Origin of the sequence: Enterobacter cloacae complex sp. GF14B, assembly GCF_004136805.1 — a bacterium.
GTDB classification, from domain to species: Bacteria; Pseudomonadota; Gammaproteobacteria; order Enterobacterales; family Enterobacteriaceae; genus Enterobacter; species Enterobacter hormaechei_C.
Genome location: NZ_QFRV01000017.1, coordinates 22,143 through 33,983 on the forward strand (window position 1 = coordinate 22,143; position 11,841 = coordinate 33,983).

The following is an 11,841-nucleotide window of genomic DNA, read 5'->3' on the forward strand; positions in this document are numbered from 1 at the left end:
CCGCCGCACTATGATTATGCGCGTTGTGTTGACGCTGTTGGCGCTGGTGAGCCTGTCGAGCCAGGCGCAGACCATCAAAGAGAGCACGGCCTTTGCCGTCATTGGCGAGCCGAAGTACGCGGTTAACTTTAACCACTACGATTACGTCAACCCAGCCGCCCCGAAAGGCGGAAACGTGACGCTTTCCGCCACGGGAACATTTGACAACTTTAACCGCTTTGCCCTGCGCGGCGTAGCGGCAGCGCGTACCGAATCCCTCTATGACACGCTGTTCGTCACCTCCGACGACGAGCCCGGCAGCTATTATCCCCTGGTCGCCGAGAACGTACGTTACGCCGATGATTTCAGCTGGGCAGAAATCGCGATTAATCCGCGGGCGCGTTTTCACGACGGTACGCCGGTTAGCGCCCGCGACGTGGCGTTCACTTTTCATAAATTTATGACCGAAGGCGTGCCGCAGTTTCGTCTGGTGTACAAGGGCACCACGGTGAAAGCCATCGCCCCGCTGACCGTGCGAATCGAACTCCCTGAGGCGAACAAAGAGAATATGCTGAGCCTGTTCTCCCTGCCCGTCATGCCCGAATCCTTCTGGAAAAACCATAAGCTGAGCGATCCCCTCTCTACCCCGCCGCTGGCCGGAGGGCCGTATCGCATTACCGACTGGCGAATGGGCCAGTATGTGATCTATTCCCGTGTGAAAGATTACTGGGCAGCCACGCTGCCGGTAAACCGGGGCCGCTGGAACTTCGATACAATCCGCTACGACTACTACCTGGATGATAACGTGGCCTTCGAGGCATTTAAGGCAGGCGCATTTGATTTACGTGTCGAGAACAGCGCCAAAAACTGGGCGACCCGCTATATCGGAAAAAATTTCGCGAAAGGCTATATCGTTAAAGACGAACACAAAAACGAATCCGCGCAGGACACGCGCTGGCTGGCGTTTAATATTCAGCGCCCGGTTTTTTCCGATCGTCGGGTGCGTGAAGCCATTACTCTGGCGTTTGATTTCGAATGGATGAACAAAGCGCTGTTTTACGGAGCCTACAGCCGGGCGAACAGCTATTTCCAGAATACTGAATATGCCGCCCGTGATTATCCCCACGCGGACGAGCTGGTTTTGCTGGCGCCATTGAAAGCGGAGCTACCGCCGGAGGTGTTCACCCGCATATTTGAACCGCCCAAATCCGACGGAAACGGGTTCGACCGGGACAACCTGCTGAAAGCCAGCAGCCTGCTGGATGACGCTGGCTGGGTGCTGAAAAATCGGCAACGGGTTAATGCGCAAACCGGTAAACCGCTCAGCTTCGAACTGCTGATTGCCTCTGGCGCAAACGATCAGTGGGTGCTGCCGTTTAAGAAGAACCTTGCCCGGCTTGGCGTCACTATGAATATCCGCCAGGTCGATATGGCCCAGTTGACTAACCGCAAGCGCAGTCGCGATTACGATATGATGCAGACCCTGTGGGCCGCCCAGCCGTGGCCGAGTTCAGATCTGCAAATCTCCTGGGCATCGGGGTATATCGACTCCTCCTACAACGCCCCGGGCGTAAAGAGCCCGGTGATTGATGCGCTGATTGCAAAAATTGTGGCCGCTCAGGGCGATAAGAACAAGCTTCTGCCGCTTGGCCGCGCGCTCGATCGGGTATTAACCTGGAACTATTACATGCTGCCGATGTGGTATATGGGCGAAGATCGCGTGGCCCGCTGGGATAAATTCTCCCTGCCTGCCGTTCGCCCGGTTTACACCCTCGGCTTTGACACCTGGTGGTATGACGTGAATAAAGCCGCAAAATTGCCCGCAGAGCGGCGTTAAGGAGTGACGATGGGCGCTTATCTTATCCGCCGGCTGCTGTTAGTGATCCCGACGCTGTGGGCCATCATTACCATTAACTTTTTTATCGTCCAGATCGCCCCCGGCGGTCCGGTGGACCAGGCGATTGCGGCAATAGAATTTGGTCACGCTGGCGGCATGCCGGGCGGCGGCGGCGAAGGAATGGGGGCCAGCCATGCCCGGACGGGCGTGGGCAACATCAGCGAAAGCCACTACCGGGGCGGTCGGGGACTGGATCCGGAGGTGATCGCCGAGATCACCCATCGCTATGGTTTTGACAAGCCGCTGCACGAGCGCTATTTCAGGATGCTATGGGATTATGTCCGTTTCGATTTTGGCGACAGCCTGTTTCGCAGCGCCTCGGTGTTAACCCTGATCAAACAAAGCCTGCCGGTTTCCATCACGCTCGGACTGTGGGGGACGCTGATTATTTATCTGGTCTCCATTCCGCTGGGGATAAGGAAAGCGGTCTACAACGGTAGCCGTTTCGATATCTGGAGCAGTACGTTTATTATCATCGGCTACGCTATTCCGGCGTTTCTGTTTGCCGTGCTGTTGATTGTGTTTTTCGCAGGCGGCAGTTATTTCGACCTCTTCCCGCTGCGCGGGCTGGTCTCCGCGGATTTCAGCACGCTGCCGTGGTATCAGAAAATCACCGATTACTTCTGGCACATCACGCTGCCGGTGCTGGCGACGGTCATCGGCGGTTTGGCGGCGCTTACGATGCTGACCAAAAACGCCTTTCTTGATGAGATCCGCAAACAGTACGTCGTCACCGCGCGCGCCAAAGGCGTCGGTGAAAAGCAGATCATGTGGAAGCACGTTTTTCGTAACGCCATGCTGCTGGTGATTGCAGGTTTCCCCGCCACGTTCATCAGTATGTTTTTTACCGGCTCGTTGCTGATAGAAGTGATGTTCTCGCTCAACGGATTAGGGCTGCTGGGCTATGAGGCCACCGTCTCCCGTGATTATCCGGTGATGTTTGGCACACTCTACATTTTCACCCTGATCGGCCTGCTGCTGAACATCATCAGCGATATCAGCTATACGCTGGTCGATCCCCGTATCGATTTTGAGGGCCGCTGATGTCGCGTTTAAGCCCCGTCAATCAGGCCCGCTGGGCGCGCTTTCGCCACAACCGTCGCGGCTACTGGTCGCTGTGGATCTTCGCCGTCCTGTTCGCCTTAAGTATGTGTTCGGAACTGATTGCCAACGATAAACCCCTGCTGGTGCATTTCAAAGACCGCTGGTACGTGCCGGTGCTTACTACCTATAGCGAAAGCGATTTTGGCGGCCCATTTGCGACGCCAGCCGAGTACCAGGATCCCTGGTTACGTGAGCAGATAGCGCAGCACGGCTGGGCTATCTGGGCACCGATTCGTTTTGGCGCGAACAGTATTAACTTCGCCACGTCTACCCCCTTCCCTTCGCCGCCTTCCGCGCAAAACTGGCTGGGAACGGACGCCAACGGCGGCGATGTGCTGGCGCGCATCCTCTATGGCACCCGCATCTCGCTCCTGTTTGGGCTGATGCTGACGCTCTTTAGCAGCGTAATGGGCGTTGTGGCGGGCGCCGTGCAAGGCTATTACGGGGGTAAAATAGATTTATGGGGACAGCGCGTGATTGAAGTCTGGTCCGGTATGCCAACGCTGTTTCTGATTATCCTGCTGTCCAGTGTGGTACAGCCTGGCTTCTGGTGGCTGCTCGGGATCACCGTCCTGTTCGGCTGGATGGCGCTGGTCGGCGTGGTGCGCGCGGAGTTTCTGCGCACGCGGAATTACGACTATATTCGCGCCGCGCAAGCGTTAGGCGTGAGCGATCGCGCAATTATCTTCCGCCACATGCTTCCCAATGCGGTGGTGGCGACCCTCACCTTCCTGCCGTTTATTTTGTGCAGCTCCATTACCACCCTGACGTCGCTTGATTTTCTTGGTTTCGGTTTGCCACTGGGCTCACCGTCCCTTGGCGAACTGCTGTTGCAGGGCAAAAACAATCTCCAGGCCCCCTGGCTGGGCATCACCGCATTCCTCTCCGTGGCGGTGCTGCTTTCCCTGCTGATTTTTATTGGCGAAGCCGTGCGCGATGCCTTCGATCCCAACAAGGCGGTATGACATGACCCGGCCTCTTCTGAGCATAGAAAACCTGTCGATTGCGTTTTCAAAGCAGGGCGAATCACGCACGGTAGTGACGGATTTATCGTTGCAGATCCAGCGCGGAGAGACGCTGGCGCTGGTCGGGGAATCCGGTTCCGGTAAAAGCGTCTCGGCACTTTCGGTGCTGCGCCTGCTCCCCTCCCCGCCGGTCAGCTATCCGCAGGGGGATATTCTGTTCCATGGACAATCGCTGCTGAACGCTGACGAGCAAACCCTGCGCGGCATTCGTGGCAATAACATCGCCATGATTTTTCAGGAGCCGATGGTGTCGCTCAACCCTCTGCATACGCTGGAAAAACAGCTCTATGAAGTGCTGTCCCTTCATCGGGGAATGCGTAAAGAGGCAGCGCGGGGTGAAATTCTGGACTGCCTTGAACGCACCGGTATTCGTCATGCGGCGAAACGGCTGAACGATTTCCCGCACCAGCTTTCCGGCGGCGAGCGCCAGCGCGTGATGATCGCAATGGCCCTGCTCACGCGCCCCGAACTGCTGATTGCCGATGAACCCACCACCGCGCTGGACGTCACGGTGCAGGCGCAAATTCTGCAACTGCTGCGCGAGCTTCGCGACGAGCTGAAAATGAGCCTGTTGTTCATTACGCACAACCTGAGCATCGTGAAAAAGCTTGCTGACACGGTGGCCGTGATGCAAAACGGCCGCTGCGTGGAACAGAACCGGGTATCCGCCCTGCTGAGCGCGCCTCAGCACCCGTATACACAGCGCCTGCTCGATAGCGAACCCGCTGGCGACCCGGTTCCGCTTAACGCTGACTGCGCGCCGTTGCTGAGCGTTGAGGGGCTGTCGGTGTCATTCCCGATCCGCAAAGGCATTCTCCGTCGCGTGGTCGATCACAATCATGTCCTGAAAGACATGAGTTTCGCTCTGCGTCCGGGTGAGTCGCTTGGGCTTGTGGGCGAATCCGGCTCGGGCAAAAGCACCACCGGCCTGGCGCTGCTGCGCCTGATCGCCTCTCAGGGAAGCATTGTCTTTGACGGCATGCCGCTGCAAAACCTGAATCGCCGGATGATGCTTCCTGTCCGCCCGCGGATGCAGGTGGTATTTCAGGATCCAAACTCTTCGCTTAACCCGCGCCTGAGCGTATTACAGATTATTGAAGAGGGCCTGCGCGTCCACCAGCCGACAATGACGGCGCAACAGCGTGAAATCGACGTGAAGCGGGTGATGGAGGAAGTGGGTTTAGATCCCGAGACCCGGCACCGGTATCCGGCTGAGTTTTCTGGCGGACAGCGCCAGCGTATAGCGATTGCCCGCGCGCTGATCCTGAAACCGGAGCTGATCGTGCTGGACGAGCCAACCTCTTCCCTGGACCGCACCGTGCAGGCGCAAATTCTGGCGCTGCTGAAGGGGCTACAGGAAAAGCATCGGCTGGCCTATATCTTTATCAGCCACGATTTACAGGTGGTGCGTGCGCTTTGCCATCAGGTGGTGGTATTGCGGCAGGGAGAAGTCGTGGAGCAGGGAGAGTGCCAGCGCGTATTCACCGCGCCGACGCAGGATTACACGCGCCAGCTATTGTCCGCTGACTAGCACTCAGAAAGGGTATTGACCGGAGAACGGCTCGGCAATGGCCACGCCGAAGTTTTTCAGACGACAGGTGGCGGCAAACTCATCCTGGCTGTTAACAAACAGGCACGGCTCACCTTCGCATTCCAGCACGGAGCTGTCCACTTCGATGTCCGTCAGCGCCTGGCTGAGACGTTCCATAACCGGCCACGCATTTTCATCGCTCGGGCTGAGCAGTTTGAGCGCCACCAGGCAATTATCCTCCCCGGCAACGCTTTGCGGAATCGGTTCAACTTTCGAACCTGCAAAACCCGTCGACCAGCGATAGCTCTGGGGCAAGCGATGGACAATGGAGAGTTGTAATGTATTCACGTTCAGATCCCCGGAAGCAAATTTACTTCACAATTTATTTACATTTATAGTAACACATCATCGACAACCTGCACTGTTTAGCGGATTTTATAGGCGTTGCAGGCTCGCGTCGGCGCTATATGTACCCGTTTCTGCGATCTAACTCAACCTTTTTAAATACAATGATGTGACTTTTTACATAAATAGATTTTACATAAAAGAAACAAACACAGGGTAAACGAACGTAGGGTTGGTTGATATGGGTCAACAAAAAGGCCCGTATCGGGCCTTAAGTGGTCATTTATGCGCCGTCTTTCGCGGCCGGCTGGCGTAAAGATAAAAAAGAATGGAGCAGGTCGCGCAGAGGGCAATCGCCCACAGCATCGGCCAGGCGGTATTAAACGTCGCCGTCGAGAGCAGCGCCCCGACTATCGCGCCAATCCCGAAACGGAACGTTCCTGCCAGCGACGAGGCGGTACCCGCCATATGCGGGAATTCGTCGAGGATCACCGCCATCGCGTTGGATGAAACCATCGACACGCAGCCGACAAACGCCGCCACGCCCACCACCAGCGCCCAGAAACCGACGCCCAGCAACGCGCTCAATACCAGCCAGATAGCCATCACGAACTGGATCCACAGCCCGGCGCGGAACATATTCAGCGCCCCAACCCGCCGGACAAAGCGGCTGTTGATAATGGTCATCACAAACAGGAACACAATATTCAGCGCGAAGTAGTAACCAAAATGCTGGGGTGACACATGGTTCAGTTCGATGTACACAAACGGCCCCGCACTCAGGAACGAGAACATTCCGGCAAAGCTGAAGCCGCTGGCAAGCATATAACTGAGCACACGCTTATGGCGAAACAGCGAGGCAAAGTTGCCAAGCGTGGTGCGAACGTGGAACTTCTGACGTCGCTCGACCGGCAGCGTTTCATCGATAAAGACGAAGATCATCACCGAGGCCAGCAGCGCGGCAATCGCCAGGATCCAGAAAATCGCATGCCAGCTGAACCAAACCAGCACCGCCCCGCCCACCATGGGGGCGACCAGCGGCGCAATTGTCGTGACCAGCATGACGAACGACATCATGCGTGAGAACTCTTCCTTCGGGTAGACGTCGCGCATCAGCGCGTTAATTACCACGCTTGCCGCAGCCGCCGCCAGGCCATGGAAGAAACGCATCACAATCAGCTGATCGATACTCTGCGCCAGCGCGCAGGCCACCGCCGCCGCGGCAAATATCAATGTCCCCCCCAGAATAACGGGTTTACGCCCCAGGCTGTCTGCCATTGGGCCATAAAAGAGCTGGCCGAGCGCAAAACCAAGAATGTAGGTGCTGAGCGTCATCTGTGCGCTGCCTGCCGGTACGCCAAACTGCGCGGAAATCACCGGCAGCGCGGGCAGATACATATCGATAGACAGCGGCATCAGCATGGCCAACAGGCCAAGGATAAATACGATTTTAAACGACGAGTGTGGCCTGGTGGTCACAGGGTTCTCCTGAATTTAGCGTGAAGGCAGCCCGACGCTGGCAATCTCTTCTTCCGTCAGCGGGCGATATTCCCCTGGCGCCAGGTCTGGATCGAGTGCAATCGCGCCGATACGTTCACGATGCAGCCCCACAACGTGGTTGCCCACGGCGGCAAACATCCGTTTCACCTGGTGATAGCGGCCTTCACTGATGGTCAGGCGCACGTCGGTTGGAGTGATGATTTCCAGCACCGCCGGTTTGGTCAGATCTTTTTCATTATGCAGCTGAACGCCTTTTGCGAACTGCTCTGCCGTGTCATCCGAGACCGGAGACTCAAGCGTCACCCGATAGGTTTTCTCACAGTGATGGCGCGGGGAGGTGATGCGATGCGACCACTGGCCGTCATCGGTCATCAGCACCAGGCCGGTGGTATCAATATCCAGTCGCCCTGCCGCATGCAGCTTGTGCGCCACAGGTTCGTCGAGGAAGTAGAGCACCGTCGGGTGATCCGGATCGTCCGTTGAACAGACGTAACCTTCCGGTTTGTTGAGCATGAAGTAGCGCGGGCCATTCTGCTGGGTCAGCGGGTTGCCGTCATACTCCACCTGATGCTCAGGCTGGAGTTTAAAAGCGCTGTCTTTCACAATGTCGCCGTCCACGGTTACGCGGCTGGCGCGAATTTCACGCCCGGCAATAGCGCGGCTTACGCCGAGTTGCTGAGCGATAAACTTATCAAGTCGCATGAAATCTTTTTAGCCTTAATGGTGCTGGAAGTCGGACTACGCGTCCGAAAAAGAAGCAGTCAGAAACAGTTCAGTATAATGGTCTGGTTGCGCCACTCAAGGGAAAAAGTTTCGTGGCATACTATATGCGAGTTAACTGAATAGAGAAGCCATGACGTTCACATTACGCCCCTATCAGCAGGAAGCCGTTGATGCCACCCTCGCCTGGTTTCGCAAGCATCGGGAGCCCGCCGCCATCGTACTCCCGACCGGAGCCGGCAAAAGCCTGGTGATTGCCGAACTGGCGCGCCTGGCCCGCGGACGCGTGCTGGTGCTGGCGCATGTCAAAGAGCTGGTGGCGCAAAACCACGCCAAATATTGCGCGCTCGGCCTGGAGGCCGACATTTTTGCCGCCGGACTGAAGCGCAAAGAGAGCCACGGAAAAGTGGTGTTTGGCAGCGTACAGTCCGTCGCGCGCAACCTGGAACTGTTTCGCAGCGAGTTTTCCCTGCTGATTGTCGATGAGTGTCATCGCATCAGCGATGACGACGACAGCCAGTATCAGCAAATCCTCACTCATCTGAAAAAGGTGAATCCTCACCTCCGTCTGCTTGGCCTCACCGCCACGCCGTTTCGTCTGGGCAAGGGCTGGATTTATCAGTTTCATTATCACGGCATGGTGCGTGGCGATGAAAAGGCCCTGTTCCGCGACTGTATCTATGAGCTTCCGCTGCGCTACATGATCAAGCACGGCTACCTGACGCCGCCGGAGCGGCTGGATATGCCCGTCGTTCAGTACGATTTCAGCCGCTTACAGGCGCAGAGCAACGGGCTGTTCAGCGAGGCAGATCTTAACCATGAGCTGAAAAAACAGAAGCGGATCACGCCCCATATCATCAGCCAGATTGAAGAGTTCGCACAAACGCGCAAAGGGGTGATGATTTTTGCTGCCACTGTCGAACACGCGCGCGAAATTACGGGGCTGCTGCCCGCCGACGACGCGGCGTTAATTACCGGTGAAACCCCCGGCCCGGAGCGCGACAGCCTGATCGAGGACTTCAAAGCTCAGCGGTTCCGCTATCTGGTGAATGTCTCCGTACTAACCACCGGCTTTGACGCCCCGCACGTCGACCTGATTGCGATTCTTCGCCCGACGGAATCCGTCAGCCTGTATCAGCAGATTGTTGGCCGCGGGCTGCGTCTGGCGCCGGGCAAAACCGACTGTCTGATCCTTGATTACGCCGGTAACCCGCACGATCTCTATTCGCCGGAAGTAGGCACGCCAAAAGGCAAGAGCGACAACGTTCCCGTTCAGGTTTTTTGCCCTGCCTGCGGGTTTGCCAACACCTTCTGGGGGAAAACCACCGCCGACGGCACGCTGATTGAACATTTTGGCCGCCGCTGTCAGGGCTGGTTTGAAGACGATGAAGGCCATCGCGAACAGTGTGATTTCCGCTTCCGCTTCAAAAACTGCCCGCAGTGCAACGCTGAAAACGACATTGCCGCCCGCCGCTGTCGGGAGTGCGACACGGTCCTGGTCGACCCGGACGACATGCTGAAAGCAGCGCTGAAACTAAAGGATGCGCTGGTGCTGCGCTGTTCCGGCATGGCCTTACAACCCGGCGCGGATGAAAAAGGCGAGTGGCTAAAAATCACCTATTACGACGAGGATGGCGCAGACGTCAGCGAGCGGTTCCGGGTCCAGACGTCCGCCCAGCGCACCGCGTTCGAGCAGCTCTTTATCCGCCCGCATACCCGCACGCCTGGCGTACCGCTGCGCTGGCTAACCGTTGCCGATATCGTGCGCCAGCAGGCGTTGCTGCGGCATCCTGATTTTGTTGTCGCCCGCAAAAAAGGGCAGTTCTGGCAGGTACGTGAGAAGGTCTTTGACTATGAAGGACGCTTTCGCCGGGCAAACGAATTGCGCGGTTAACGGGACTTTTCGTTGATGCGCGAGCCATTTGAGTATAAAATGCCGCCCGCTTCACATCCGTGAGGCAGAACACTCACCTGCTGCTGGGTCGCCTGTAGTAGGGTTTTAAATACAGAGAGAAATCAATGTTCACTATCGAAGCAGAAGTACGTAACGTGCAGGGTAAGGGTGCGAGCCGCCGCCTGCGTACCGCAAACAAGTTCCCGGCTATCGTTTACGGTGGCGAAGCTGCTCCAGTTGCTATTGAACTGGATCACGACAAAGTATGGAACATGCAGACCAAAGCTGAGTTCTACAGCGAAGTTCTGACCATCGTTGTTGGCGGTAAAGAAGAAAAAGTGAAAGTTCAGGCTGTTCAGCGTCACGCGTTCAAGCCAAAACTGACTCACATCGACTTCGTTCGCGCGTAATCGCAAACCTGTCGAGAAAAACCCCGCGTTTGCGGGGTTTTTTTATGGCTGTTACTTACCGCCTGAGGTGCGACGCTGAAGCTGGTCGCGCAGATTCGGCGGCGTGCCTTTAATGGTCAGCGTGTCGGTGGCCGGGTCCCAGAAGATACGTTCCCCGAGCAGCATGGCATCAAAGTTAATGGTTAACCCACCGCCGCTACCGGCAAATTTCGTCAGCTGACGCAGCGTACTGCGATCCGCCGGGAAGCTCTCTTCCAGCTCATAGCCTTTTTCCGCGGTAAATTCCTGGAAGCTGACTTCGCTGACGCCTGCCAGCTCTTTGGACAGCGACTCCAGCTCAATCTCTTCCCCGGCCTGTAACTGCTCGTTGCAGTAGCTGTAAACCTGCTGACGCACGTTTTGACGCTCAGATTTATCAAGCTGCGCCTCAGCCGTAAAGTCATCCACCGCCTGGAGGAGACCTTTGTTCTGCGCTTTGGCATTCAGCCCTTCGCTGGCACCGAGGAAGTCCATAAAGAAATCGGCCACTTTGCGGCCCACGCGACCTTTAAGGAAGGTCAGGTAGCGCGTCGATTCCGGGTTGGTTTCCCATTCGGTTAAATCGATACGCGCCACAATATCCGCATGGTTGATATCCAGATAGTGCGTTGAGCTGATATCCAGTTGCTCGTTCACGCGCATACTGCTTAAGTTATTCAGCACGGTGACCAGCAGATACTCTACCGCCAGATAGCGGTAGTGGCAGAACAGGACGATACCGCCATCGGCGAAGGGATATTTCGCCAGTTCGTCACGCAGACGGCCAGTAGCAGCGCGGCTGAATGCCAGGAAATCCTCTTCGCCCTGACGTTGCAGGCGCAGGCTATCCGCCAGTTCGCTCTCTTCGCTGAACAAGCCATAGGCTTTATTTTTCGCGCTGTAGACGCGATGCAACTCCGCCATCATCTCGACAACGGTAGGCGTTGGTTCCAGTAACGAATCGCGCAGCACCACTTCAAGGGTTTGCTCATCACGCTTGATAAGCTGGTGCAAGGCAATCTGGTTGATTTCCAGACTCATGATAAACTCTCCTTTTAGACCGGGCGGTATTCAACCACCACCAACGCATGTGTGCAACAGAAGATAAAAAAGGGGAAAAAAAGCTGTTGCTACGGTAATATGTCGCCCTTCTCTCAACAAACTGATTTTGATTTATGCCACAACATTCCCGCTACAGTGACGAACACGTTGAACAACTGCTCAGTGAGCTGGTCAACGTACTGGAAAAACATAAAACGCCAACCGATCTCTCCCTGATGGTTTTGGGAAATATGGTTACCAACCTGATCAATACCAGCGTTGCTCCGGCTCAGCGTCAGGCGATCGCCAAATCTTTCGCCCAGGCTTTGCAGTCCTCCGTTAGCGACGACCAGGCACACTAAGGGAAACGAACAACA

11 protein-coding genes are annotated in these 11,841 nt (G+C 56.3%); 7 read left to right on the plus strand and 4 right to left on the minus strand.

The features are described 5' to 3' along the window. Window positions 1-10 precede the first annotated feature (10 nt). From DD606_RS08350 to yejF, 4 genes are read left to right on the plus strand one after another with little or no spacing between them, the layout of a single operon-like run. A complete protein-coding gene (locus tag DD606_RS08350) occupies window positions 11-1,816 on the plus strand; it encodes an extracellular solute-binding protein (RefSeq protein ID WP_045337662.1) in 1,806 nt (601 codons plus the stop codon). A gap of 9 nt (window positions 1,817-1,825) precedes the next feature. Further along, the gene (locus DD606_RS08355; RefSeq protein WP_063855601.1) at window positions 1,826-2,920 is read left to right on the plus strand and encodes a microcin C ABC transporter permease YejB; all 1,095 of its coding nucleotides are present in this window, start codon (window positions 1,826-1,828) and stop codon (window positions 2,918-2,920) included. Beyond that, window positions 2,920-3,945, plus strand: a complete 1,026-nt coding sequence (locus DD606_RS08360; RefSeq protein ID WP_023314555.1) for an ABC transporter permease — start codon at window positions 2,920-2,922, stop codon at window positions 3,943-3,945. Before DD606_RS08355 ends, DD606_RS08360 begins: the two co-directional genes overlap by 1 nt. Before the next feature lies 1 nt (window position 3,946). Next, window positions 3,947-5,536 carry a microcin C ABC transporter ATP-binding protein YejF gene (gene yejF / locus DD606_RS08365; protein WP_129258517.1) on the plus strand — a complete coding sequence of 530 codons (1,590 nt, stop codon included), beginning with the start codon at window positions 3,947-3,949 and terminating at the stop codon, window positions 5,534-5,536. A 3-nt stretch (window positions 5,537-5,539) separates the two neighbouring features. On the opposite strand, the gene DD606_RS08370 is transcribed toward yejF, so the two are convergent. From DD606_RS08370 to rsuA, 3 genes are all read right to left on the minus strand, one after another. Continuing rightward, window positions 5,540-5,884: a YejG family protein gene (locus DD606_RS08370; protein WP_003859372.1), complete on the minus strand. Its 345-nt coding sequence runs from the start codon at window positions 5,882-5,884 to the stop codon at window positions 5,540-5,542. Between the two features lie 276 nt (window positions 5,885-6,160). Further along, window positions 6,161-7,360 (minus strand): Bcr/CflA family multidrug efflux MFS transporter, encoded by a 1,200-nt coding sequence (locus DD606_RS08375; RefSeq protein ID WP_003859373.1) that lies wholly within the window; start codon window positions 7,358-7,360, stop codon window positions 6,161-6,163. A gap of 15 nt (window positions 7,361-7,375) precedes the next feature. Next, the gene (gene rsuA / locus DD606_RS08380; RefSeq protein WP_045896180.1) at window positions 7,376-8,083 is read right to left on the minus strand and encodes a 16S rRNA pseudouridine(516) synthase RsuA; all 708 of its coding nucleotides are present in this window, start codon (window positions 8,081-8,083) and stop codon (window positions 7,376-7,378) included. Between the two features lie 151 nt (window positions 8,084-8,234). Between rsuA and DD606_RS08385 the strand changes: the two genes are divergently transcribed. Both DD606_RS08385 and rplY read left to right on the plus strand, forming a co-directional pair. Continuing rightward, window positions 8,235-9,995 carry a DEAD/DEAH box helicase gene (locus tag DD606_RS08385; RefSeq protein WP_022651520.1) on the plus strand — a complete coding sequence of 587 codons (1,761 nt, stop codon included), beginning with the start codon at window positions 8,235-8,237 and terminating at the stop codon, window positions 9,993-9,995. A 125-nt stretch (window positions 9,996-10,120) separates the two neighbouring features. Next, entirely contained in the window at window positions 10,121-10,405 is a 285-nt protein-coding gene (gene rplY, locus DD606_RS08390) for a 50S ribosomal protein L25 (RefSeq protein ID WP_003859376.1), read from the plus strand. Window positions 10,406-10,456: 51 nt separating this feature from the next. Here the strand turns inward: rplY and yejK are convergent, their stop codons facing one another. Then, window positions 10,457-11,464, minus strand: a complete 1,008-nt coding sequence (gene yejK, locus DD606_RS08395; protein ID WP_017383403.1) for a nucleoid-associated protein YejK — start codon at window positions 11,462-11,464, stop codon at window positions 10,457-10,459. A 134-nt stretch (window positions 11,465-11,598) separates the two neighbouring features. On the opposite strand from yejK, the gene DD606_RS08400 reads away from it, so the two are divergent. Continuing rightward, complete coding sequence (locus DD606_RS08400; protein WP_001135586.1) at window positions 11,599-11,826, plus strand: YejL family protein; 228 nt, start codon at window positions 11,599-11,601, stop codon at window positions 11,824-11,826. Window positions 11,827-11,841 lie beyond the last annotated feature (15 nt).